This is a genomic window from Mesorhizobium sp. L-8-3 (genome assembly GCF_016756615.1).
In the GTDB taxonomy this organism is placed as follows: domain Bacteria; phylum Pseudomonadota; class Alphaproteobacteria; order Rhizobiales; family Rhizobiaceae.
On the sequence record NZ_AP023262.1, the window covers coordinates 8,143,527 to 8,167,930 of the forward strand.

Genomic DNA, 24,404 nt, shown 5'->3' on the forward strand with positions numbered 1-24,404 from the left:
ATCGGAAGTTAGTAGCACAGCCCCGGGCACGCAAGCGCGCCCGCCCGAAAATCTGCTGCCCCGTCCGCCCCCACTGGGCCAGTGTGGAACAAGGACATGAGCGACGATAAGGATCGGTCGGATTGTCTCGACTCCCAGCCCGTGAATCCAGGCTGGAAGGGTTCCCTGCCGGAGATGCACCGATGTTCGGCTCCATCACCCGGAAATGGCGCGGCCGCCCTCGACAGATCAGCTCGCTGTGGTCGGGCTGATTGGCGCGATCACGACCAAGACCGGCCTCGACATGGAGTGAGCAATGGAACCCAGAATCCATGAGAAGGATGTCAAGGCCACCGACGCCTCAACGGCAGACCTCAACATCATCGGCTACGATGCTCGACCCGAATGGAATTGGACACTCAAACTCAGACAGTCCCCAATGACTTGGTGGTCGCGGTGCAGCTTCCCGAGTACGCCAGCCCTCCAATCTGACGCCTCGTTCGGTCCCCTAGAAGCTCGGCGGCTCCTTCCCCGCTACGCGGTAGGCCGAAGAGACGGTCGCCGCCATGAGCATGGATATGGTCATCGGGCCGACGCCCCCCGGCACTGGCGTGATGGCGCCGGCCACTTTTTCGGCCGAGGCGCGCTCGACGTCGCCAACGAGCCGCGACTTGCCGTCGCCCTTGTCGGGAGCGGCGATGCGGTTGATCCCGACGTCGATGACGGTGGCCCCCGGCTTTATCCAGTCTCCCTTGATCATTTCGGGACGCCCCACCGCCGCAACGAGGACGTCGGCGGAACTTGCTATTGCCGGCAGATCTTTCGTGCGCGAATGAGCGATCGTCACGGTCGCGTTGGCGGCCAAGAGCAAGTTGGCCATCGGCTTGCCGACGATGTTTGACCGACCGATGACGACTGCGGTCAGGCCTGAAAGGTCGCGTCCGCGCACCCGTTCGATCAGAAGCATCGAGCCGGCCGGCGTGCACGGCACAAAGGCGGTCGCGGTTTCTCCGGTACCAAGCTTGCCGACATTGACGAAGTGGAAGCCGTCGACGTCCTTGTCGGGGCTGACGGCCTGAATTACGGCGGCCTCGTCGATATGCCCCGGTAGGGGCAACTGCACCAGTATGCCGTGAATGACCTTGTCGACGTTGAGTTGGCTTATCAGCGCCAGGAGATCTTCCTGCCGGGTCTCCGCCTCTAGGGTATGCTGTACAGAGTGGAACCCGCACTCCTTTGCCGTGCGGCTCTTGCTAGCAACGTAGACCTTGCTGGCCGGGTCCTCACCCACGATGATAACCGCCAGGCCCGGCTTCACGCCGGCCTCGCGTTCCAACGTTTCGGCCGCGACCTTGACCCTCGCGATAACGTCAGCAGCAACCGCCTTGCCGTCGATAATATCAGCCATGTCTTCCTCCGATACGATATGCCCATATGGCCAAATGCGCGGAGAGGCAATTGCCGAGGTCATGCACTTGTTCGATACAATGAATTCAACTCACCGGGTTGCTCGATCGGCTGTCACAGATAGCTTCGGCGCTCACACGGAGGAGCATCGGAGAAGTTGGCGAAGCTGCTTTGCGGTAGGTTTCATCCCTGCGGGAGGAAGAGTTCCCGTATAGCGTGTCAGAGGGCGCTTGCCGTGGTTGTTGCGACATCGACTTTCCGTGCATTGTTGCGGAGGGCGGGCGGCTCACTGCCGGGTGGCTTCGAGGCAAGCGCGGCAGGAACGTCGGCAAGAGGATGATCCATCCGGCCACCGCATATCGACAGTTTGCCGGCGGAATCAGGTGAGACGCTCGGCATTTCAGTCCTGGAGCGCGGGTTGTTGGACCGATCGCACATCGCCGGAGCAAACAACTGGGCTGCCTTGGTGGGCTGCTTTGCATGAGTTCGCCATCCTTGCTCATGAGAGACGACACGGTCGGCCGCGAGACTCTTTTCGTGGAGCCGATGGAACTGATACGCGCCGACGATGCCGACGGGGTTATCGCGGCGCTCGACAAGCTGGAGGCGGCGCGTCGGGCAGGCAAATGGACGGCCGGCTACTTTGCCTACGAGGCGGGCTATGCCTTCGAGCCAAAGTTACGCGCCATCATGCCCGACGGCCGTCGTACGCCACTTGTGCTGATGGGCGTGTTCAAGGCGCCCCATGAGCGGGCGATTCCGGCGACTCCTGCCTCCATTGCTTCGCTTTCGGATTTGCGCGCGAGCTGGTCTTTCGAGCAGTACCTGCCACGCTTCGAACGGTTGCACCAGCACTTGCGCGAAGGCGATTGCTATCAGGCGAACCTCAGCTTTCCGGTGAGGGCCATATGGGACGGCGCGCCTGCCGCCATTTTCGACGCGATGACCGCACGCCAGCCCGTCCGCTACGCCGCACTTGCCGACCTGGGCGGCCCGGTGATTCTGTCGCGCTCGCCGGAACTGTTCTTCGAGATCGACGCTGACGGCTGGATCGAGACCCATCCGATGAAGGGCACCATCCGCCGCGGAATGACGGAGGAAGAGGACGTCAAGCTCATCGACTTCCTGCACAACGACGAGAAGAACAGGGCCGAGAACCGGATGATCGTCGATCTCCTACGAAACGACATCTCGCGCATCTGCGAACTAGGCACCCTGGACGTGCCGGAACTCTTCCGCATCGACACCTACCCGACCGTGCATCAGATGGTGAGTCGCGTACGCGCGAAGGTCGCGGCAGGCACGAGCCCGGGCGACATTTTCGCCGCTCTCTTCCCATGCGGCTCGATCACCGGCGCCCCGAAGCTGCGGGCGATGGAGATACTGCATGCGATTGAGGAGCGGCCCCGGGACGCCTATTGCGGCTCCATCGGCTTCATTGCGCCGACGGGCGAGATGCGCTTCAACGTTGCCATCCGCACGATCACCCTGCATGAGGACGGGGAGGCAGTCTTCAATGTCGGCGGCGGCATCGTATTCGATTCCGACGCACGCTCGGAGTATGAGGAATGCCTGCTCAAGGCGCGCTTCGCGGCCGGCTTCGAGCCAGCCACGTACAGATCGCAGGGAGCTTTCCTCTGTCGCCCAAGCGTCGGCGTCGACCAAAGTGCATAGCTCGTTGGTAAGCGCAGTCCCGTCCGGCAGGTGCTTGCGCAGCATCGGCTGCGACACAGGCACGGTCAACGCCGACCAGATCCATGATTCGTGCATAAGTCAATGATCGCGGAATCGGGTTCCCGAAAGTCGAGCATGCAACTCGATAAGCGGGCTAGCCCGCAGCCTTCGCCTTGATGCGCGAACGAGTCAAGCGGCAGGCGGGTGCAGCCTCGTGTCGAGGGCAAATGCCTCCTGCAGCTTCAGCGTATAGGAGCCCGCTGGACCGCCCGCCAGGAATATCAGATTCCAGCTATGCGTCGAGACCGCGCTCGGGATCGCGACGAACCGATGGCGGCGCAGCAGATCGGCCCCAAATGCCTGTTGCCCCGCGCCGGGAATACCCGGGTGCAGCCAGTTTGCGTTCGGTATGCTTGAAGGATCGACGACATGAACATCGCCGGGATCGGCGATCACGGCCGCGGTCATCATATGCGGAACGGTGTCGAGCGCCCGGAACCCCTTGTGAACCGCCACCTCAAGGATGGCTGTCGCCGGATCGAGTGAGCAATAGACCGCGCGAACGCCTTTGCTGTTCCAGCGACCGCCAACCCGATAGGCGCCTTCCCCACTATCCCATGTCGATGCATGAGCGGCCTGATCGAGCCGCCATGCAACCAACTCGGTCCCGCCGAGCGCGACCGGCAGAAAGGTCATGCATAGACGCCGTATTCGAGGCGGTCGAGATGGTCCTCCACCAGTTCGACGCCGGCAGGCGTCCCGAGAAGATCGATGGGGCGGCGCTGGTCGAGCCCGACAGCCGGACGCTCTAGCCATTGTTCCGCTTCAGCTTGTGAACCGAAGACGTCCATCGCTTTGGCGAGTATCTCGGCAAACTTCCAAGCGCGGCCACTCTGTACCTGGCTGAGCGGTTTGGAGGGCGCGTCCTTGCGGCGCTGCCAGGTGCGCAGGCTCATGCCCACGGCCTTCTCGAGCGATTCGTTCTTGCCCATGACGACGAGACTGCCAACAAGATGATCCAGCGCCGAGGCAGGCAGGCCATGCAAAAGGAGTTCATGCGCATCGAGCGCATTGGTGAGGTGCCGCGACAAAATACGGGAGCCGCCAAGCAGGGCTTCGATTTTCTGGAGGTCACCTCCCGCTCTAGAAGCAGGCGCCTTTGCCGCGACGGCCATGTTCAATCTCCACGTCAATTGTCGCTCCAGATATGTCATGCGTCGCGACCGATTTCAAGGACGGCGGGAACCGTCGCCTTAAAAGTCGGTTTCGAAACTGGGAGCGGGAAAGGTGGGGGTCAAGCTGCAAGCGCAAACTTGGCTTATTTGAGCCGGCAGTCGGCAGCCGCGGCGGGGACGTGAAGGACCCGGTGCGCGCCGGTGGGTGACCGACGCATCTGACGCTCCACCACCTGCATCACAGTTGAGTCAGGGCCAAAATTGGACGCCGATTGAGGGTCAGTCTTGGACGCCGTTTGACAACTGCCGCGGATCTGGCCGCAGTACCGCTCCAGCCACCACGCCATCCAGCGCAGCAGGTTCGGCATCACGACGTAGCCCATCGCGGCCGCGATCGGCATTGTCAGGGTGGCGATCCGCAGGAGAAACAAATTGCAGTGGGTAAGTAGCAAGATCCGGATGAAGACGCGGGGCGGCGGCTGATCCAGGTTAGGACAGCCATCTTTCAGCAGACACCTCTGTCATTTCGAGGCCCGCTCGGGACTGGCCGTCGCCTTTATACCACGGACGAATTCGCCGAGGTGCGGCCAGAACTCGGCGAACGGGGGTTTTTCGCGGTGTTTCATCACGACCTCCGCGAGGAGCTTCAAGCCGACGCAGAAGGCGGCCACATCCTGCTCCGGAAGTATGGCGTGATGCTTCGTGCGCGTCACGATTTCCAGAATGTCATCGTGATTTGCGGCCTGAAATTCGCATACGTCGCCGTCTACCGGTTGGCTGCGACGATCTGAAACCTGTTTCAGAGTGATCCGGTAAACGTAGGGCATGCGGTTCTCCTTGTCGTCGCCGTTCCGGTGGAAGCTCAAGCGGTTGCACGTTGCTTGAATGCCGGCATTGGCTTCAGCGCAAGCGACCCATCACCGATCAAGGCCTGCACAGCAAGCGCGACGATCCAGAAGGCTGGATATTCCCAACCGCCATTTGCATTGGAAAAAAAGAAGCCGGCCGCTCCGTGGACCGTGACGATGGAGCCAATCAGGATCGGTATCATGGCGAGCGCCACAGCCCGCGTCCACACGCCGAGAATGAGCGCTACGGCGCCGGCAAGCTCCCACACAATTGTGACATAGGCGAGTGCCGGCGGCAGGCCGATCGAGCCGAAGAACCCGGCCGTCCCCGAAGGCGTGAAGACAAACACCTTGAGCCCTGCATGGGCCAGGAAGAGAAGACCGAGTGTGAGACGCAAAAGAAGCGCCGCGTAGGGTGCTGTACGGGTGTCGATCATTTGGTTTTCCGTTCTGGAATGGTGGCGAGGAGGACGGATGCGGCGCGAACATATCGCCGCCATTGTGTCCTTTGCCGCGGAGTCATCAGGCAACCAGTGCGAGCTGTCCGATACGAATGCGAGCGGCTGCAACAGCCTTTTCGGCAGCGTCCACCCCCATGCTAACTCCTTCGACATAAATTGTCTCGATGTCGGTGATGCCCATGAAGCCCAGAACCGAATGCAGGTAGGGCACGGCATGGTTCATGCTTGCGGCAGGGCCATGCGAGTAGACGCCGCCGGCCGCCAGCACGATGTACGCCTTCTTCCCTCTGGCCAGACCGATCGGGCCTTTCTCCGTGTACTTGAAGGTCAGGCCGGCGCGAGCAACATGGTCGATCCAGGTCTTCAGGGACGCATAGATGCTGAAGTTGATGAGCCCGGTGCCGATCACAAGCGTGCCGGCGGACAGGAGTTCGGCCACGAGTTCGTCCGATTTCCTTACGGACTCCGATTCTTCCGCGCTGCGTTTGTCTGCGGGCTTCCTGATGGCGGCAGCGAAGACATCATCAATGTGTGGCAGCGGCTCCGTCGCGAGGTTCCGGTGCACGATTGCGCTCGCCGGCTGCAAAGCCCGGAGCCCCTCGGCGAGTTCGGTTGCGATCTTGGTCGAATACGAGTCGGCACGCGGGCTGGTGGTCAGAAGCAGAATGGATGGCATGTGTTTCCTTCCAACCTGAGTTCAGGAGTAGCGTCTCCTGAAACTCTAGTGCTGGAATATCATCGAGCAAACGGCATACGATCGAAACAGGATATCGAGAAAATCGATGAGCGGCGCAGCCCGACTCCACCAACATTGCTGGGCCCGCGCCTGTAGCCGGGGGCACGGTGGGGCAGGCTCTGCCGGCCGGCGGCGCACTCCAGGACGCGGATCGGGTCTCGGCGACCGGCGGATATCAGACGAGATTCGACGGTTCCGTCGCAAACTCGAATCGGAGACGCGGGAAAGCCCCTTTGTGTCCTCAGGCAGCGAGAATGCTGAACTGCTTGGCAAGCGATGGGGCCGGATCATAGGCATACCTCGCCTGACGTTTGCGCATCATGTGAACCATTTCGATGCCGGACAATATCGTCGCTGCGCTGGCGGCCGATTTGAAGCCGAGCATCGGGCGGATCCGGCGCTTGATACGCCGATGGTCCTGCTCGATCCGGTTGTTCATGTATTGGCTTTGCCGGATGCGTATCGGCTTCAGTGGCCGTTGGGGCGCGTGGCGCGCGGCGGTTCCCTTCGCCGTGGTTCTGCTGGTGATCTTTCCGCAAGTCGCACTCTTGCTGCCCAATCTCCTCAACGGCGGATGATACGGCAGCTCGACAAGGCGGCCAGGGCGGTCGTGTTTGCCGCCGGCGGGCCGGCCAGCGCTGTCAAGCCTAGGCCGGCGCAAGTGTCTCCACTACCGAGACATCCCTTTTTCCCGCCGCGAGCAAATCCCTGATCTCGTGCGGCGAACAGTCGTAACGGCGGCGAAACATGCGGCCAAGATGTGACGTATCGCAGAACCCGCATTCAACCGCGATCGAGGCCATGGACTTGTCCGTGGTCTCGACGAGATGGCGCGCGAACGACAACCGAATCCCTAGGAAGGCAGCCTGCGGCGACGTGCCGAGCGCAGTTCGAAAATGCCTTTCGAGCTGACGTTTGCTGTTACCCATCTGACGTGCGATCTCCGTCACCGACCGGGGAGCGTCTATGCTCTGCTGCATGAGGAGAAGTGCCCGCCGAACCATGGGATCCCGGGTCTTGAGATCAAGCGGGATGCCGGGCTGCGGTTTCTCGGGCCGCAACGCTTCATCAATGATCATGATGTGAAGGCTCTTGGTCGCCTGTGCGCGCCCGACGTGCTTTTCGACCAGATAGGCCGCGAGGTGGGCTGAGCTGGCGCCGCCAGCACAGGTAAGCCTGTCTCGGTCGACGACAAAGATCTGATCGGAGATCGGCGCCAGACCGTCGAACTGCTCGAGAAAATCGGCATGGCAGAACCAGCTCACGCAGCAGCGGTATCCGTCCATGAGCCCCGCACGATGCAGGACGAACGCCCCCGTACAAACGCCCACCAGCGGTACGCCGGCCGCGTCGGCCCTTTCGAGGAAGCGAGTGTAGGCGGGACTGATATTGGGGATCTCTTCGAGAAGCCCCCCAACAACGACAATGTAGTCGAACGAGGCCGGGTTTCCCAACCGCTCGTTAGGCTGGATCGTGACGCCGCAACTGGAGGAGACGGGATCCATAGTATCGGAGAGTACCGACCACTCGCACATGATCGGCCGGCTCCTGTCGCCTTCGTCGGCGGCAAGTCGTAGAACGTCGACGAAATTGGCGAACGCGCACAGAGAGAAGCGCTTGGCAAGGATGAAGCCCACGGACAGGCGCTGGACAAGGTGTTCGCGTGAGAGTGACCTGTCAGGGATCTCACCCGAATGAGCCGAAGCTGCGGAAGCGGGTTCGTGGCAAAGCCATAGAGTTCGGTCCGGCGGTGGCCGGAAGCAGACAGGAGAGCAAAACGTCGTCGGCTAGTTTGCGGATGTTGAGGTTTGCGGCGATGATCGCCGCAAGAGGCCAAAACGGCAAATCGCTGCCCCTCGCCAGTTTCGCATTTTGATATGTTATTGCATATCGATTGCAATCATTGATCTGCTTTTACATATCAGACCACGAGTCGGTCCTTGAAATTTGATATGTTTTCACATATCCTACAAGGTAGATGATATGTAGGAGCATATCGACATGAACTATGAGATCGAAGATATCGTTGCGGCGCTCAAATCAGCGCGCGAAGCGAAAGCCTTAAGCCAGCGCGACCTCAGCGCGCGCGCCGGCGTACCGCAAAGCCATATCTCCAAGATCGAAGGCGGCAAGGTCGACCTACAACTCTCCAGCCTGATTCAGTTGGCGAGATTGCTCGACCTCGAGGTGAAGCTGGTGCCTAAGAAAGCAATCCCCGCCGTGGAAAGCGTGGTGCGCTCGACCGCATCGCAGACGCCCAGCAAGGAAACCGCGAGCACTCTGAACAAACTGCGTCAGGCTGAGACCGTCACGGAGACGCTGCGCAAAGCGCTACCCGATGACTCGGAACTGCATCGCGCGTCGACGGTTCTGAGGGAGCTCCGCAGCTTCCCCCTTCAATTGCAACTGCCCGACTTCCAAGCGCTCAACAAGGCGCTCAAGCCGTTCGACGAGTTGCAGCGGTCCTTGGCACAAAGCAAGGTGTTAGAGGAGGCGATAGGCAGGATCATGACGACTCCTGAGACGTTCGACAGGCTCCGCCATGCAACGACATCCCTGCAAGAGTTGCGCAACCGTCTCGTTCACGCTCCCAGTGCAACGATAGCCGGCCCGAAACCTGCTTACGATTTAGATGACGACCATGCCTGACGTATCTGTCCTCGACGTCGCCTTATATGGGAGCAAGATTGGCACGCTCACGCTCCTGCAGGGTGATCGCTCGATTTTTGCATTCACCCAAGACTACATCGACGACGACGGACGACCGACCTTGAGCCTCTCCTTCAAGGATGATCACGGCGCGCTCATCACCGAGCTGCCGGCGACTCAGACGCGGGTGTTGCCGTTCTTCTCAAACCTGTTGCCAGAAGGCCCCTTACGCAAATATCTCGCCGAGCGCGCAGGTGTGAAGGAAGTGCGCGAGTTCTTCTTGCTGTGGGTGCTGGGCCGCGATCTTCCCGGCGCCGTGACCATCACGCCGACCAACGGAGACGCGTGGCCACCCACCAGCGACGCCGCCGGCGGAAGTGAACGCGAACAAAAGGAAAAGGCGCTGCGATTTTCGCTCGCCGGCGTGCAGCTCAAATTTTCCGCTGTCCGAAAAAAGGGCAAAAACAGCGGTCTCGTTATTCCGGCTAAGGGCGTCGGCGGCTCGTGGATCGTCAAGCTGCCGGCGGAGCGCTTCGATGGCGTACCGGAGAATGAATTCTCGATGATGACGATCGCCTCTCGCATCGGCATCAATGTTCCTGAAATCGACTTGGTCGACGTCGACTCCCTGGAGGGGCTTCCTGAAGGGCTGGGGCGATTGCGCGGCGACAAGGCTTTCGCCATTCGCCGTTTCGATCGGAACGGCGAAGCTCTCGTGCATATCGAGGATTTCGCGCAGGTCTTTCGCCGCTACCCCGACGAGAAGTACGAAACCGCGAGCTATCGCAACATCGCCACGGTTCTTGGGATCGAAACGAATGAGGACAGCATCGCCGAATTCATCCGGCGGCTGGTCTTCTGCACGCTGATCGGCAATGCCGACATGCACCTCAAGAACTGGTCGCTGATCTATTACGATCGCAGGTCGCCTGCCCTCTCACCGGCCCACGATCTCGTATCGACCATCCCCTACATTCCGGACGAAACGGCGGCGCTGAAATTCGCCCGCACCAACAAGGTGAGCGAGTTCAACGAAGACGAACTGCGTTATCTGGCGGCCAAGGCGCGCCTGCCCGAGAAACTGGTACTCGACACAGCGCACGATACGGTCACGCGCTTCCTCGAGACATGGCAAGCCGAGAAGAAGAACCTCTGGCTTGCGCCGGATGTCATCGACGCGATCGATCGCAACGTGGCGATCGTGCCGCTCGTCAAGGAAGGCATCGGGTAGGGCTCAAGAACACGGCTCGCAGGAAATGTCGGGGAGGGTGCCGCATCGCAGGCTGTGGATCAGGTGAATAAGGGAACCGATACTTTTGGAGTGAATAGACCCGTTTCTATATCTTTGACCCATGAATCTTAGAACTTCAGTTCAAATCCCCAAACCAGGTGACTTCGGCAGCTTTCAACGCAAGTCGAAAGTCTTATTCGAGCACGTTCTAAACGATCCGAACGTCAAGGAGTACGGAACGACCGGACAGGCTCAGGACGGTATCGATCTGCTCGGCGTGCGGCGGTCGGAGGCACCTGACCATTGGGTCGGCGTTCAGTGCAAGCTGACCATAAAGGCTGAAAGACTGAAGAAGGGAACGGTCAGCAAGGAGGCGACGAAGGCGCTGGAAATCAAGCCCGCCCTAAAGGAGTTCATCGTCGTCACCACCGCCGAGGATGACGTAGCGATGGACAAGGAGGCGGCGGAATTCACGGACGAACAAGCAAAGCTCGGTCAGCGACGGCGATGGCGATGAAGCTGCCCGAGGCTGCGATGGCACCGCCCTCCATGAAGACATGCGGCGCATAGGCGTCAAAGAAATACCACCACCAGAAGAAGGCCGGCGGCGGATAGAGAGGCAGCCCGGCGACCTCGAACCAGGGCGAACCGAGCTGCCCCTGGAAGCCGAGCCGCCACGCCGTCCATTGCGTCGCCGCCTAGACCGCGACCAGCACGATAGTAAACACGACCATGATCTGACCCCAGAGGACTCGGGTGGCCGACACGACTTCGCTGACCTCGCTGCGCCGACTGAAAATGTCGAGGAAGGGCAAGGAAAGCGCGGGATTCAACCGGATTTGGCCGGCCTGTCGTAGCGCAGCGAAGGCGTCGCGGAAATTACTTGCACTTTGCGACGCAGGAACCGCCGACCGGCCGCCGCCGACGATTGGCATAATATGCCATACGTGCTAAGGTCGGCATTGGAATCGAGAGTAAGGCTCCTGTCATGCCAACGCGCAACGTCGTCCTGACCGATCATCATGAAGAGGTCATCGACCGGCTGGTGAAATCCGGCCGCTATCAGAACGCGAGCGAGGTCATGCGCGAGGGGCTGCGTATGATCGAGCAGCGGGAAGAGAGGGAGGCCGCCAAGCTCAAGGCGCTGCGCGAGGCCGCCCATGTGGGCTTCGCCGATCTCGATGAAGGCCGGTATCTGGACTTCGCCTCGGTCGACGAACTCGAGGAGCACCTGACCCGTGCCACCGAGGATGCGCTGGCGTCCGGGGCGCGCTGAGCCGCATGCCCCGACAGCGATGGAGAGTCCGCCTCACCGCGGCCGCCGAGCGGGATGTCCTGGGCATCGTGCTTTGGACGGCCGAGCATTTCGGCGCTGAGCAGGCACGCCGCTACAGGGCAACGATCTTCGCGGCTTTGCGCGATCTCGATGACGGCCCAGACGCGACGGGAACGCGGGACCGCGCCGAACTCGGCCGCAATCTGCGCTCCCTGCATGTTGCGCGGCGCGGCCGGCGTGGTCGTCACATAATCCTGTTCACCACCGTCGACAATGCACGCATCGAGATCGTCCGCATCCTCCACGACAGCATGGACCTCGCGCGGCATCTGCCCGCGGATCGTAACGAGGAATAGGCCGGTCCTCAGCCGCACATGGTCACAGCCCAAGACCACGCTTGCACCCGAAGGACCAGTTCACGCCGCCATCACCGCGGGTAATACCGGATATATGCTGGCCGATGTGCCTTTCGATCGACGGCGTCCAGGGCACGAGCTTGAAGCCGAGGCCCCCATCTGGTCCAGGAGCCTCGATCATGGCGAAGCGGCCGGAGGAGAACGCGAAGCGCTGGCGATAGGTGCCGGCGACATACTCGCCGGCGGCGGCTTGCTGGAACGGCATGTTCATCTCGGCGGTGAGTTTTTGGCCGAGCGCGTCGAGCTCGCGCTGACGGAGCGTGGCGAGCAGGTTGCGGGCAAAGACGATGCGCTGGCCTTCGCGCCGCGCCAGCCCTTCCTCGATCAGATGCTCGGTGCGCGCTTCCATCGCCTGTTTCACCTCGAGGCCGAAGCCGCCGCCAAGATCTCCCGGATCTCTGGCGATGAGCTGACGGTCGAGCCAGGTGGCGCCGTCGGCCGTGGTCTGCGCCGCGATCGAGAGGTCGGAGCGGACGGCGAGCGCGACACGCCGCTCGCCCTTGGCATCCTCGAAGCTGCGCAGCTCGACGATGGAGCCAGGTGCACCGTCGCCGGCCGCCTCGATGTCGGACAGCTTGATGTGATGCGTGCGGCCGTCGATGCCGTCGACGACGGCGTAAGCCGTGCCGCGCAACTCGTCGTCGAGACCGCGCTCGACCAGCCGGCCGATGACGGGCAGGCCATGCGTCTCGCCGGCGAGGACATAATCAGCCACGCCACGCCCGATGCCCTGTTCCGACAAGGCCCGGTGCATGCGCTTGATGATGTCGCCACGCTGGCCGAGCTCGCGCAGCGTCGCCTCGGCCTCGTCGGTGATGATCCATTGGCCGGGACCGATGGCCTCCGCGAGGCCGAGCCGTTCGAGATGGCGCAGCCGTCCGACCTTCTGGATGAGGTAGTCGTCGGGCTGGCGGTCGGGTAACGGCGCAACGTCCATGACGTCATGTTCGTTCCTGTCGCGGACAAGCTGGCGGTCGAGCTGGGTCCAGCGCTCGGCCTCGATCTGCCGATCGAGCGCGCGGCTGATATTGAGGTCGGTACGGGGGCCGAGCTCCAGCGTGACGAGATCCTGCGCGCGGTCGCGCATCCCGCTCTTGATGTAGTCGCGATCGATGACGAGGTCCTGGCCGTCGTCGGTGCGGCCGCGCACGATGACATGGACATGCGGATTGTCGGTGTTCCAGTGATCGACGGCGACCCAGTCGAGCCTCGTGCCGAGATCCTTCTCGGCCTGCGCCATCAGCTCACGGGTGAAGCGCTTCAGGTCTTCCATGTCGGCGGCGTCTTCCGGCGAGACGATGAAGCGGAAGTGGTGGCGATCGTCCTTGCACCGCTCGGTGAACTCTTTCGCGTCGGCGTCGTCGGTCTCCGGCCCGAACATCTTTGCCCGCTCGCCGTCACGGGTGACGCCGTCCCGGCGCAGATAGTTGAGGTGCCGGGCGAGCGGTCCGCGCTCGCCCCTGTTGCGCATGACGAGCGCCTTGACGGTGCAGAGGCGCGTGCGGCCGGTGATGAGGCGATTGGCGCGAATGCTCGCCGTGCGGCCGCGCGCGAAATGCGGGCGCGCCCGGAGGTTATCTTGCCCGAGCGCGAGACACCGCCGCCGGCCTTGCGGGCGGCGGCGAGCGCCTGGGCGACCTTCCTCCAGCTCGGCGATGATCTTGTTGGTGATGTCGTCGTAAAGGCTCGTGCGGTCTGAGCCGGCGCGAGCACTGCGGTCATGTCTGGCCATCGGGGAATGTCTCCGCGACGGGCGCCGGAAGCCTTTCTTCCGACCCTCAACCCGTCACGGGAAATCGGGCCGACCTCTCACTCTACAGGGAGCGTTGCGGGGCGCTCCCCGCAGAAAGGGGTGTGCCGGCGACCGCGGCGCCGGCCAAGGGGAAGGCATTCCCCCATAGATCATCCTCCAACCGCCGCCACCCGCGACAAAGAATTCAGATTCATGCGCTGTCGGTGCTGATGCCCTTCGCGCCCGTAGGGTGAAACCCCAGACTAAAGTGGAGCGCTTTTCAAAAGTCCCAACTCTATGATTCAATAGAGAAAAGTTAGGATTGATTCGGCTATGTCTCGTCGTAACTTGGCGCAACCTTCACTCGCCGATGCATTGGTGCGTGACGTGAGCAGGGGTAACAAGTTTCTGGAAGAAGTGCAGAAGTTGATCGATTGGTCGGCTTTCGAGGTGCTGTTCCGGGAAATCCATAACGATGCTCTGGGGGCGCCCGGCTACCCGCCGATAGCAATGTTCAAGATTGCGCTCTTGCAGCAATGGTACGGCCTGTCCGATCCGGCGGCGGAAGAAGCGGTGGCCGACCGGCTGTCGTTCCGCCGCTTCTGTGGGTTTCCGCTCGATCAAAAGACACCGGACCACATGTCGATCTGGCGCTTCCGCCAGAGGCTGGTCGAACTGGCGCTTCAAGATAAGCTGCTTGCCGAATTGAACCGGCAGTTGGAAGGGCGCGGTCTTCTGGTAAGGCGCGGCACGCTGGTTGACGCCACCATCATCTCGGCGGCGGTGGCCAGGCCCGACTACGAGAAGGGCCAGGTGTCGGCGCGCGATCCGGATGCAGGCTTCACGCACAAGCACGGCAAGACCTATTTCGGCTACAAGGCCCATCTCGCCGGCGACGCGGAGAGCGGGCTGATACGCCAGGCGGAGATGAGCTCGGCCGATCTGCATGACAGCCAGATGGGCGCTGTGCTCATTCAAGGTGACGAAGAGGCCTATTACGCCGACAAGGCCTATGACAGTCAGGCGCTGCGCGACGAACTGGCGGATCGAGGCATCAAGGACCGGATTGCCTACAAGGCCAAGCGGGGCAAGCAGCAGCCGAATTGGCAGAAGTGGATGAACAAGGTCGCCGCCAGCGTGCGGGCCGGCATCGAGCGGACCAACGCGACGATGAAGAACTGGTACGGCATGGCCCGGGTTCGCTATCTCGGCCTGGCGCGCAACCACTGCCATCTGCAGCTTGTCGCCTGCGCGATAAATGCCAAACGGGCGCTCGTTCTCGTCAAGGCCGGCACGGCCTGAGGGGAAGGCTGCGTCCAAAATCAGGAAATCGAGGGCAAAATCGGGAGCAAGTGAGCAGAAACTGAGCCGATAGGCTGGAGAAAGTTGCGCGGATCGGCGGCGACGGGCCGCTGATGCCCGCCACATACGGGCGAAGAACGTCTAAGGGCGGGACGCCCCAACTTTAGAAAAGCACTCAAGTGGATTTCTATGCTGGGGAGCCATTGCGGCGAGGGCAGAAAATTAAGTGATTTCCGTTAGTTAAGTGGCGCGCCCGAAGAGATTCGAACTCCTGACCCCCAGATTCGTAGTTTATTTTCGGCGCTTCGCCATTGTATCCGTGTTTTCGCTGCGATTCAGAATTCATGTTGTTTCTTAGTTATTTGCGCGATGCGTCGGGATTTGGCGTGGACACACCACCTAATCCCGTGCGAGTCTAAGACCGGCTGAAAAACCGGCTGAATTTTTGCGCATAGGCCTCCAGACCCGCAGGAAATACGACATGGCCGATATCCGTATCCTCCTTAACGACAGAGTCATCAGTGACCTCGAGCCGCCAAGTTCGGGCCAGTACCGCGCACGCGACACACAGCTGAAGGGCTTCCATGTCGTGGTCGGGAGGCGGAGGAAGATTTTCGCCGTCCAGGGCGATCTGCGAAGAGACGGCAAGCGTGTAGCGTCGATCTCGGTGCGCATAGGTAACGTAGAATCCATGTCCACACGCGAGGCGCGCGCAACCGCCAAGACGTATCTCGCTCAGATCGCGAAGGGTGAGCACCCCAATCCGAAACCCGAAGACGCTACGGCAAAAGCAAGCGGGACCGCGGACGATGGGGATGGAGCGGTCTCGTCCGCCGGGGAGGTGGGTTCAAAGGGAGTGACACTGAAAGAGGCGTGGGTGCGTTATCGTGATGCGCACCTCATCCGTAAGGGGCGGAGCGAGGGAACCATTGAGGGCTACCGCGATCACGTCGAGCGCCTGTTCAAGGATTGGCTCGACACGCCTCTGCAGGAACTCGCCGAGGATCCCGCCAAGGTCATCAACCGGCATGATGCGATCACCCAAGAGAACGGCCCCTATATCGCAAATGGCAGCATGCGCACACTGCGCGCCATCTACAATCATGCTCGCAAGACGCACCGCTACCTTCCCCCGGACAACCCGGCGAGCGTCGTTGATTGGAACTCCGAAAAAAGACGCAACACAGCGATGGGGCTGGACGATTTACCCCATTGGTTCCGCCAAGTGGCGACACTCCCTAGCCCGATCCGCCGCGAGTTCCACCTCTTCTCTCTACTTTCCGGTTGCCGGCCAACGGCGCTGATGGAGGCGAAACCGCAGCATCTCGACCTCGGTCGCCGCGTCTTGCACATCCCGCGACCAAAAGGTGGCGCCGATCGTGCATTCGATATTCCGCTGTCGCGCCAGATGATCCTGTGCCTGATGCGCGTGATCCGATTTGGCCGCCATCTCTATCCCCTCGATGCGCGGAACTGGCTCTTCCCGGCGGACAGCGATAGCGGGCACTTGGCCGAGCAGAAGGAAGATCGGGACGTCCTCGCCAAGTGGGGGAACGATTTGCGCCAGACATTCCGGACATTGGCGACCCCGGCCGGTGTCTCACCTTTCGACGCGCATTTGCTGATGAACCACGCCGTCCCCGGAGCCAACGCGGGCTACATCTCAAGGCATAAGCTGCTTGAAGATCATCTCCGCGCCCAGCAGCAGGCGATCACCAGCCTGATGTTTGGTGCTTTGGGCAACCAGATCAGCAAAGACAGATCAGTCCGTCAATGGCTCGGCCCGCGTGCGACGCATCAGGCAATAGAGGACGCCAAGCGAGAGATCGGTCGGGAGATCTTGCGCGCCGCCGCATAGGTTAACCACTCCGAAGGCCGGGGCCTACTCGTACAGACCCCAGTTGCGATCGGGATCATTGCGGCGATTGTCTGCCTCCGGTGGGCTGACCTCGGAATGCCGAGGCTTGCCGTCTGAACCGATCCAGTCGAAGCGAACGCGCCAACCAGTGCTCTTGCCGCTGTTGCTCGTATAGCCAGTCACCTGTTTGTGCACGGTAACGCCCGCCAGCACCATCGAACCGGATCCGGGGCCATTGTTTTGTATGAACACACGATCGATCAGCCGATGATCGTTAAGATCGCTCTCGACGATCAGCGACGGATCCTTGACTGCTTGCTCCTTACGTCGGCGCTCCGCGATCTGCTTCCGTAGGCTGTCGCTCATCGCCACATAGGCTTCGGCAGCCAGCGCGTCGCTCGGTCTTTCGCCGCGCTTCATCGGAAGCCGCCCTTTCTTATATGCAACCAAGATCGCCATTGCAGCATCGGGGCCGACCTCCAGCACGAGGTCCAGAAGGCTTCGATCGCGCGAATGAATGTCCGCACGCTCCTCCGTCGAAAGCAAGTCACCTTCAAGAATCAGCCTGCGCGCCTTTATCGGCATGACGCCCGGCAAGTCAGCAAGAAAGTCGGTCAATGAACGCATGCTCAAGCCATCGGAATCGGAAACAGATGTACTGGCATCTCCCATAGATACGCAATGGTTGCTACGATGGAGTGGCGTCCGGATTGTGGTGTTAGGGGGATAGGGCGGCAAGTCGCTGCAAGAATTTTTTGCCGGTGACGTTCCCAATTTCCCTCCGAGTAGCGCAAGCTTCTTTAGGAGGGCTGACTAGCGACCAATGGACGATGAGGCGACGCATCTTACCCCCGGCGAGGTTCGCCGCATCATCGGCCGGCTGCGCGGGCCGGATATCGTGCGGCTTGCGACGCTGGCCCGGGTCTGGGCGACTGGTCTGCGGCAGCACGATGCGGACGACCTGCTCAACGAAGCACTCGACCGCGTGCTGTCCGGACGGCGGTCCTGGCCGGTCGAGGTTCCGCTGTCGGCCTTCCTGTCGCAGGTCATGCGCAGCATCGCCAGCCAATGGCGCCAGGAGGCTCGCCGTGAACCGCTCAAGGAGGATGAGGCCGGAGAGATGCTCGACGAAGAGAGTCACAATCCAAGCGCCTGCTACGAGATTGGCGACCTGATCGGGCGGATGCGGCGGGCACTCGGAACCGACCCGCCGGCGCTAGGCGTCTTCGAGCACATCCTCGCGGACAGCGACCGCGAGGATGTGCAGGCCGCCCTCGGCATGAACGCCACACAATATGACACCGCGCGCCGGCGAATGCTGCGCCAGTTGTTCGAAGCATTTCACGCAGGATGGAATCATGAGCCCCAGCGTCACTGACGATCGCGCAATAGCGCTTCTGGCGGAGGGCGTCCTCGACGCCAGCCCGGAGGAGATCGTGCGCGTCGCCGTCGCCAATGGCGTTAACGTGGAGGCGCTCGAGATGAAGGTTCGCGCCATGATCGAGGCGCGCGTGGCCGCGGCCGAGCGGTCGGAACGAAGCAGCTTCACGATCGGTGAGACCGTGGCCCTGCGTTCCGACCAGAAGCGGATCGGCGTGGTCACATCAATCACGCCGAGCAACCGCGAGACCCGCTACGGCGTGTTCATCGACGGCCGCATGGAGATGCTTTACGCGAGCCAGCTGCTGCCGGCCGACGTCGCCCCGGCGGCGATCGGCGCGAGCGTTAACGAGCTGAACGCGCGGCTTACCGCGCTGCAGCTCGCCGCGCCCAGCCTCGCCAACCTCTATTCGCTCCAAGCCGGCCGCATAGACTTCATTCCCTATCAATTTCGTCCGGTCCTGCAGTTTATCCGGGCCGACCGGCCGCGGCTTCTGGTCGCCGATGAGGTCGGCGTTGGCAAGACCATCGAAGCCGGATTGCTGCTGCGGGAGCTTCAGGCGCGCCGGCCGCTGCGCTCAGTCCTGATCGCCTGCTCCAAGGCTCTCGTCGTTGAGGAGAAGTGGCATCGCGAGATGCGCCGCTTCGATGAGGAGTTCGTGACCCTGTCCAGCAGGGATCTGCACCATTGCCTCGACCAGACGGATCTGGATGGGGAATGGCCGGAGCGCTACGCCCGCGCGATCCTGCCCTTTTCTCTCGTCAACGAGAACCTGCTGCACGGCTTTCCGACGCGGGGCGTCGCCCGGTCGAAAGGGCTGGCGACGCTCGATACGCCGCCCCGGTTCGACCTGCTAATTGTCGACGAGGCGCACAATGCGCGCAACACCGACACCAACCTTCATCAGGGCCTGCGGCTCCTCGCCGACAATGCCGAAGCGGTCGTGCTGCTGACCGCCACGCCGGTCCAGCTCGGCACGGGCGACCTCTTCTCGTTGCTCAATCTGCTTCGGCCCGACCTGGTCATCGACCGTCCGACGTTCGAGCGGATGGCCGCGCCCAATGGTGAGATCAATGCCGCGGTTGCCGCGATCCGCGCCAGCCAGCCCGGCTGGCAGCAGGAAGCGCTCGACCATCTCGGCCGGGCCTCGGCGACCGATTGGGGACGCGTCATGCTGGCGCCGTCGCCTGAGTATCGCGCGGTCATGGCGGCGATCGGCGAGACGCGCGACGATGAGGGCCGCGTTCGTCTCATCCACCGCGTCGAGGCGTTGCACAGCTTTGCCTCGATGATCAGCCGCACCCGCCGTCGCGACATCGGCGCGTTCACGACGCGCAAGCCGCGGACCGAGGCCGTGCCCTTCACCCCCGAGCAGCAGGCGGTTCATGACGCTGTCCTGGAGGTGCAGCGCGCGGTCTATCAGCGCACGCATGGCTCCGGCCCGCTCGGCTTCCTGATGACGACGATCCGCCGGCAGGCCGCGAGCTCGCTGCACGGGCTTGTGCCGTTCCTGGAGACGATCCTCACCAGGCGCCTGTCGGAGATCGAGCGCGTTGAGATCGACGACGAGGCCGTGGACGCGCTGGACAACGGCGTCGATGCGGTCCGCGATGAAATCGCCGCAGTGCTGACGCAGGCGCGCCTTCTGCCCGAGAGCGATCCGAAACTGGATCGCCTGCTCTCCATCGTCGCGGAGAAAACGATGATGGCGAACCGGCGATTGCTAGTGTTCAGCGCGTTCCGCCACACACTGACCTATCTGGAGCGCGCCTTGCGCCGACAGGGTGTGCGCGCGGGGCTTATCCACGGCGATGTCGCCGACGACGATCGCCGGGCGCTGCGGCGTGCCTTCGCGCTGGACCCCACGGACCCCGACGCCATTGACGTGCTGCTGTCCTCCGAGGTCGGTTCGGAAGGATTAGACTTCCAGTTCTGCGACGCCCTAGTGAACTACGACATCCCCTGGAATCCGATGCGGATCGAGCAGCGCATCGGCCGTATCGACCGCTACGGTCAGACCAGCGAGACCGTGGCGATCTACAATTTCGTCACGCCTGGCACGGTCGACTTCGACATCTATGAGCGCTGCCTGCTGCGCATTGGCATCTTCGAGCGCGCCATCGGCAGCAGCGAAGCGATCCTGGGCGAGATCGCGACGCGACTGCAGCAGGTGGCGGAGGATTTCTCGCTCACTGACAACGAACGCAGCGCCCGGCTGCGGCAGCTCGCAGACAACGAGATCCGGCAGATCGCCGAGACCGAGGCGCTGGAAGAGCGTGAAGCCGAGCTGTTCGGCGTGCGCATCGCGCGCCGCATCGACGATGAGATCGCCAAAGCGTCGAGCCGGTGGCTGGAGCCTGCCGCGCTGGAGCGGCTCGTCGGCCTTCATCTTGAACGCACGCTGGAGGTTGGCCGCACGCCGATTTCGGGCCAAGGGCCAGTCAAGACGCTACGCCTGTCGGCGGACGCGCGGCGGCGGCTTGTGCCGGCGCGCGCGCGAGGCGTGCGTCCGACCCTCGCCGAGCGAGATTGGGAAGCTTGGCTGCGCGGCGATCAGCAGATGCTCGGCCTCACCTTCGATCGCGAGGCCGCCAATGCCGATCGGAAGCTGGCGTTCATCACCCCGGTCCACCCGTTGACGCAGGCCGCCGCCCGGGCCCTGGCTGGCGACGAGGAAATCCATGTCTCTCTCGCCGCGCCAGCGTCCGGCCTCCCGGCCGGCGCATATCCGTTCGCGATCTACCAGTGGCAGTTGGTCGGGCTGAAAGAGGATGCGATCCTCGTGCCCGTCGTCGCCGAGCCCGACGTCGCGCGCGCCTTCATGGACCTCCTGCTCTCGGCACGAGATGCCGAGGCGATGGCGCCGCCCACCGCATCGATGCTGGAGGCGCTGGACAGCTGGCATCACGAGCTGTGGCTGGCGCGGCGCACGGCGCATATTGCCGAGGCTGCGGAGATCGCGCGGTTTCGCCGCGACAGCCTTAATGCAAGCCACAGGGCGCGCATGGCCGTCCTTGACGAGCAGCTTGCGCTCGCGAGCGAGGAGCGGATCCGGCGCATGCGCACCGCCCAGATCGCGCGCGCGGCGGCCGACCACAAGGAGGCTTTGGCGAGCCTCGCACGGGACGAAGTGCGGGCAGACATCCTCGCCCGGCGGGTTGCAGCGGGCGTCATCGAGCTGGAGGGCTGAATCGTGGAGAGCTTAGACTCGTGGTTCGAGGAGTTGCGGCAGGTAAACGCTGATCTTTTGACGGCGGCGAAAAGGGCCAAGGCGGAAAAGTTTCTTCGCCGGTCAGCCGTCGAGAAATATGTCGAACCGACGCATTTTATCTTCGAGCTGTTGCAGAACGCTGACGATCAGGAAGCAAAGAAGGTACAATTCAGACTGTTGCCCGACCGCGTCGAGTTCTTGCACTGGGGCAAGCCTTTCAGGCGCGATGACGTCGAGCGGATCACGCGGCTCGGTGACAGCGACAAGCCCAACGAAGTCCACAAGATCGGGAGCTTCGGGATCGGCTTCAAATCGGTGTTCGCCGTGACCGACCGGCCCGAAGTGTATTGCCAACTCGACGGCAGGCCGTTCGCATTTGCCCTCGAGGAGCTCATTGTCCCCGTCGCGCTGCCATTGAGTGAGCGACATGGGAAAGAAACGCTCTTTTTGCTCCCCTACAGCAAAGGAGCAAGCGGCGAACGATCATCGGAGGCGGCAGCACAACTGACCAAAACCGGTCCTGAAGTTCTGATGTTTCTCAATCATATCGAGGAATTGGTTTGGGAAGACGGTGTAGGCAATGGCGAAAGGTACCGCCGCATACCCGGCGCAGATGGAATTGCAATCTTCGAGCGAACCAAAATTGACGCTGGAAAGGAGAAAAAGCACGATCCGATAGCTTACCGGTTGTTTCGACGGCCAGTCACGCTCCCAGATGGGAGACCATCGGAAACCTGCATTGCGTTCCGACTTAACGCCGATGGGCAAGCGGTTGGGGAAAGCTCTCCCGCCAAGCTGTGGGTCTATTTTGAAACGGAGGAACAGCTCGGTTTTCGGTTCCGTGTGCATGGGCCGTTCAAGCTCACGGATAATCGAGCCAACGTGATGCGCAGCGAGCCGTTCAACCAGCAACTGATACGCGAAATCTCCGGTCTAATCGCGACCGCTCTAACTGAGCTTCGGAATGAGAAGCGGCTGGTGCGGGAGACCCTGAATGCATTGCCAATTCCCACCGACGATATAGCGGAAAATTGGACCGGACTTGCAGAGACCATTTGGCAAGCGCTGCGCCAACAACAGGTGCTTCCGACCGCAGCTGGGGCATACGCCAATCCAATCTCACTGAGCCAGGGCATCCAGGATCTGCGAGCCGTCTTGGACGACAAAGATCTTTCGCTACTTGCCGACCAGGATAAATTTTGGGCGGTTTCTGCAGGGCAACGGAACAGCCGTATCGACCGGCTGCATTCACACGTCGGTATCGACGAGCTCACGCTCGAGGGACTGCTCAAACAGCTCGAAAGCACCGCACAGCGCCCCGGTCGCCTCCAGTCATGGCTTGCCGACCATGACGATGGTTGGACTCAAAAGCTCTATCTGCTCTTGAACGGCATCAAGGGCCATCAAGTCACGCGGCTTGGCTCCCTACCAATGGTGCGCACCGCCGGCGGAGACCATGTGCATGCCAATGCGGTGCGGTTTTCGCCCTCCGATGACGGCACAGACCGCGACATCGAGATCCCAGGTGTCAACATCGTTGCCCCCGGTCTTCTCGCTGGGAGAAAGCAGGTACGCGAGGAGGTTACCGCGTTTCTGCGGCGTATCGACGTCAAAGATGTCAACGAGGAGGACTACATTCGGGCTCTTTTGGCGCTGCACTACCAGCCGGGTCACCGCGTTGCCGATATGAATGCCCATCGGCGGCACCTAGAGCGCTTTGCCGGCTGGCTCGGTGCCCACCCGTATCAGGCAGCGATATTTAAGGGCGCGTGCCTCTTTCTGGCCGAAGGGTCAGACCAGCTGCAAACGGGCGGGATGCTCTTTATCGACAAACCCTTTCTCGAAACGGGCCTTGCGGCCGTCTACGGTCCCCAGGGCCCATTGAAAAACGAGAAAAGACCGCTCGGAAAACGCTATCGAGGCATCAAGGGTGTTCTAGATTTCGCGCGCACACTGGGCGTGATCCAACATCTGCAGCCAGCTCGCGTGTCAACGAGCCTTCACCCCGAGCAGAGCGCACTTTGGGCCGACTACTATCGCTATGGTGCCCGCTGGGGGAATTCGACCAATACCGATTGGACAATTCCGGGTTTGGAGCGATTGCTCGCCCAGCCCGATGCGGCGGTGTCCTTATGCTTGTGGCGGAGCCTCCAAGCGTTCGATCGCTCCGTCTTCTTTGCGAAATTCAGGCATGCGGAAAGCTATCCCATGCGGGAAAAGCCGGCCTCTTTCCTCTATCAACTCAAGTCGTTAGCGTGGGTGCCCTGCGCCTCGGGCGGCTTCAAGAAACCCGAGGATATCACAGAGCAGGAACTGCCGCCTGAGTTTGATACAACCGATCGCACAGGCTGGCTTGAAATGATCGGGCTTGGCAGCAACGCGAAGCGCAAGGCGGCCGAGTACCAACAACAACGTCAGATCGTCCTGCGCGCGGGCATCCCAGATGAATTCGCCGAACAATTCCAAGAGCTATCGGAAGAGCAAAGGCGCTCGGTTCTCGAAGCGGGATTCCGGGAATTGGCAACCAGCACGATCTTGCAACCTACATTTCCCGAACGCGAGGCGCCCAATCCGGAACGACGTGCGACACGCATGGCCGAACGCGCGCGAGCGGCACCTCAGAAGACCTACGAGACCCGTGAGCGTAGCGTCCGCACGTCTGACAACGAGAGCCGCCAATTGGCAAGGCCATATCTTGTCGATCTATATACCAATTCTGCCAACCAGATGGTCTGTCAAGCTTGCCATCAGGTAATGCCGTTCAGTCTCGCTGACGGATCGCCCTACTTCGAAGCGCCGGAGTTGCTGCCCGAGGCGTCAGCAGAATTGGTCGAAAACCATCTGGCACTCTGTCCGACTTGTTGCGCGAAGTGGCACCATGCGCGGGCCACTTCCGATGCGGAGGTGGTCTCGGCGCTGCGCTCGGCGGAGGCGCCACAGATCACTGTAATGCTCGCCGGCGAGACCACCCTGATCCGCTTCGTCCAGGTGCATCTCGACGACCTTTGCGCGATCGTTTCCGTCACCGTTGACGCGACAGCGCCGGCCGAAACCATATGATGTAGTTA

Annotated in this window: 19 protein-coding genes and 3 pseudogenes; 11 read left to right on the forward strand and 11 right to left on the reverse strand. The window is 61.8% G+C overall.

Going from position 1 to position 24,404, the window contains the following annotated elements; genetic code table 11:
- Nucleotides 1-487 precede the first annotated feature (487 nt).
- Complete coding sequence (gene folD / locus JN302_RS37400; protein WP_202315313.1) at nucleotides 488-1,387, reverse strand: bifunctional methylenetetrahydrofolate dehydrogenase/methenyltetrahydrofolate cyclohydrolase FolD; 900 nt, start codon at nucleotides 1,385-1,387, stop codon at nucleotides 488-490.
- 479 nt (nucleotides 1,388-1,866) lie between these two features.
- Between folD and JN302_RS37405 the strand changes: the two genes are divergently transcribed.
- Nucleotides 1,867-3,060, forward strand: coding sequence for an aminodeoxychorismate synthase component I (locus JN302_RS37405; RefSeq protein WP_202330966.1), 1,194 nt, complete (start codon nucleotides 1,867-1,869; stop codon nucleotides 3,058-3,060).
- Nucleotides 3,061-3,249: 189 nt separating this feature from the next.
- Here the strand turns inward: JN302_RS37405 and JN302_RS37410 are convergent, their stop codons facing one another.
- The 7 genes and pseudogenes from JN302_RS37410 to JN302_RS37440 all read right to left on the reverse strand — a co-directional run bounded on the left by JN302_RS37410 (nucleotide 3,250) and on the right by JN302_RS37440 (nucleotide 7,965).
- Nucleotides 3,250-3,756, reverse strand: a complete 507-nt coding sequence (locus JN302_RS37410) for an RES family NAD+ phosphorylase (RefSeq protein WP_202309323.1) — start codon at nucleotides 3,754-3,756, stop codon at nucleotides 3,250-3,252.
- A complete protein-coding gene (gene parS / locus JN302_RS37415; protein WP_202309324.1) occupies nucleotides 3,753-4,235 on the reverse strand; it encodes a type II RES/Xre toxin-antitoxin system antitoxin in 483 nt (160 codons plus the stop codon). Before parS ends, JN302_RS37410 begins: the two co-directional genes overlap by 4 nt.
- 521 nt (nucleotides 4,236-4,756) lie before the next feature.
- Nucleotides 4,757-5,062, reverse strand: a complete 306-nt coding sequence (locus tag JN302_RS37420) for a DUF3861 domain-containing protein (RefSeq protein ID WP_202330967.1) — start codon at nucleotides 5,060-5,062, stop codon at nucleotides 4,757-4,759.
- A 35-nt stretch (nucleotides 5,063-5,097) separates the two neighbouring features.
- Complete coding sequence (locus tag JN302_RS37425) at nucleotides 5,098-5,520, reverse strand: DoxX family protein (RefSeq protein ID WP_202334582.1); 423 nt, start codon at nucleotides 5,518-5,520, stop codon at nucleotides 5,098-5,100.
- A gap of 85 nt (nucleotides 5,521-5,605) precedes the next feature.
- A complete protein-coding gene (locus JN302_RS37430) occupies nucleotides 5,606-6,220 on the reverse strand; it encodes an FMN-dependent NADH-azoreductase (protein WP_202330968.1) in 615 nt (204 codons plus the stop codon).
- 301 nt (nucleotides 6,221-6,521) lie between these two features.
- Nucleotides 6,522-6,758 (reverse strand): annotated as a pseudogene (locus tag JN302_RS37435) (DDE-type integrase/transposase/recombinase); the annotation flags it as partial.
- 169 nt (nucleotides 6,759-6,927) lie between these two features.
- Nucleotides 6,928-7,965: a GlxA family transcriptional regulator gene (locus JN302_RS37440; protein ID WP_202334583.1), complete on the reverse strand. Its 1,038-nt coding sequence runs from the start codon at nucleotides 7,963-7,965 to the stop codon at nucleotides 6,928-6,930.
- A gap of 316 nt (nucleotides 7,966-8,281) precedes the next feature.
- Here JN302_RS37440 and JN302_RS37445 point away from each other — a divergent pair, with 316 nt between their 5' ends.
- The 3 genes from JN302_RS37445 to JN302_RS37455 all read left to right on the forward strand — a co-directional run bounded on the left by JN302_RS37445 (nucleotide 8,282) and on the right by JN302_RS37455 (nucleotide 10,677).
- Nucleotides 8,282-8,929, forward strand: a complete 648-nt coding sequence (locus JN302_RS37445; protein WP_202309371.1) for a helix-turn-helix domain-containing protein — start codon at nucleotides 8,282-8,284, stop codon at nucleotides 8,927-8,929.
- Nucleotides 8,922-10,160: a type II toxin-antitoxin system HipA family toxin gene (locus tag JN302_RS37450; RefSeq protein ID WP_202330969.1), complete on the forward strand. Its 1,239-nt coding sequence runs from the start codon at nucleotides 8,922-8,924 to the stop codon at nucleotides 10,158-10,160. Before JN302_RS37445 ends, JN302_RS37450 begins: the two co-directional genes overlap by 8 nt.
- 121 nt (nucleotides 10,161-10,281) lie before the next feature.
- Nucleotides 10,282-10,677 carry a hypothetical protein gene (locus tag JN302_RS37455; RefSeq protein ID WP_202330970.1) on the forward strand — a complete coding sequence of 132 codons (396 nt, stop codon included), beginning with the start codon at nucleotides 10,282-10,284 and terminating at the stop codon, nucleotides 10,675-10,677.
- On the opposite strand, the pseudogene JN302_RS37460 reads toward JN302_RS37455, so the two are convergent.
- Nucleotides 10,658-10,927, reverse strand: a pseudogene (locus JN302_RS37460) (conjugal transfer protein TraG); the annotation flags it as partial. The gene JN302_RS37455 and the pseudogene JN302_RS37460 sit on opposite strands and share 20 nt — an antisense overlap.
- Before the next feature lie 221 nt (nucleotides 10,928-11,148).
- On the opposite strand from JN302_RS37460, the gene JN302_RS37465 reads away from it, so the two are divergent.
- Both JN302_RS37465 and JN302_RS37470 read left to right on the forward strand, forming a co-directional pair.
- The gene (locus tag JN302_RS37465) at nucleotides 11,149-11,436 is read left to right on the forward strand and encodes a type II toxin-antitoxin system ParD family antitoxin (RefSeq protein ID WP_202309373.1); all 288 of its coding nucleotides are present in this window, start codon (nucleotides 11,149-11,151) and stop codon (nucleotides 11,434-11,436) included.
- Nucleotides 11,437-11,441: 5 nt separating this feature from the next.
- Nucleotides 11,442-11,792 carry a type II toxin-antitoxin system RelE/ParE family toxin gene (locus JN302_RS37470; RefSeq protein ID WP_202330971.1) on the forward strand — a complete coding sequence of 117 codons (351 nt, stop codon included), beginning with the start codon at nucleotides 11,442-11,444 and terminating at the stop codon, nucleotides 11,790-11,792.
- Between the two features lie 22 nt (nucleotides 11,793-11,814).
- On the opposite strand, the pseudogene JN302_RS37475 reads toward JN302_RS37470, so the two are convergent.
- Nucleotides 11,815-13,574: pseudogene (locus JN302_RS37475) on the reverse strand (relaxase/mobilization nuclease domain-containing protein).
- A 343-nt stretch (nucleotides 13,575-13,917) separates the two neighbouring features.
- Here JN302_RS37475 and JN302_RS37480 point away from each other — a divergent pair.
- Both JN302_RS37480 and JN302_RS37485 read left to right on the forward strand, forming a co-directional pair.
- Nucleotides 13,918-14,886, forward strand: a complete 969-nt coding sequence (locus tag JN302_RS37480; RefSeq protein ID WP_202328731.1) for an IS5 family transposase — start codon at nucleotides 13,918-13,920, stop codon at nucleotides 14,884-14,886.
- Between the two features lie 481 nt (nucleotides 14,887-15,367).
- Nucleotides 15,368-16,744 carry a tyrosine-type recombinase/integrase gene (locus JN302_RS37485; protein ID WP_202330972.1) on the forward strand — a complete coding sequence of 459 codons (1,377 nt, stop codon included), beginning with the start codon at nucleotides 15,368-15,370 and terminating at the stop codon, nucleotides 16,742-16,744.
- Between the two features lie 24 nt (nucleotides 16,745-16,768).
- Here the strand turns inward: JN302_RS37485 and JN302_RS37490 are convergent, their stop codons facing one another.
- On the reverse strand, nucleotides 16,769-17,371 hold the full coding sequence (locus JN302_RS37490; RefSeq protein ID WP_202330973.1) for a hypothetical protein: 603 nt from the start codon (nucleotides 17,369-17,371) through the stop codon (nucleotides 16,769-16,771).
- A 196-nt stretch (nucleotides 17,372-17,567) separates the two neighbouring features.
- Here JN302_RS37490 and JN302_RS37495 point away from each other — a divergent pair, with 196 nt between their 5' ends.
- Genes JN302_RS37495 through JN302_RS37505 form a run of 3 tightly spaced genes read left to right on the forward strand, consistent with a single transcriptional unit; the run spans nucleotide 17,568 to nucleotide 24,396 of the window.
- Nucleotides 17,568-18,122, forward strand: coding sequence for an RNA polymerase sigma factor (locus JN302_RS37495; protein WP_202330974.1), 555 nt, complete (start codon nucleotides 17,568-17,570; stop codon nucleotides 18,120-18,122).
- Nucleotides 18,103-21,315: a DEAD/DEAH box helicase gene (locus tag JN302_RS37500; protein WP_202330975.1), complete on the forward strand. Its 3,213-nt coding sequence runs from the start codon at nucleotides 18,103-18,105 to the stop codon at nucleotides 21,313-21,315. Before JN302_RS37495 ends, JN302_RS37500 begins: the two co-directional genes overlap by 20 nt.
- 3 nt (nucleotides 21,316-21,318) lie before the next feature.
- A complete protein-coding gene (locus JN302_RS37505) occupies nucleotides 21,319-24,396 on the forward strand; it encodes a sacsin N-terminal ATP-binding-like domain-containing protein (protein ID WP_202330976.1) in 3,078 nt (1,025 codons plus the stop codon).
- Nucleotides 24,397-24,404 lie beyond the last annotated feature (8 nt).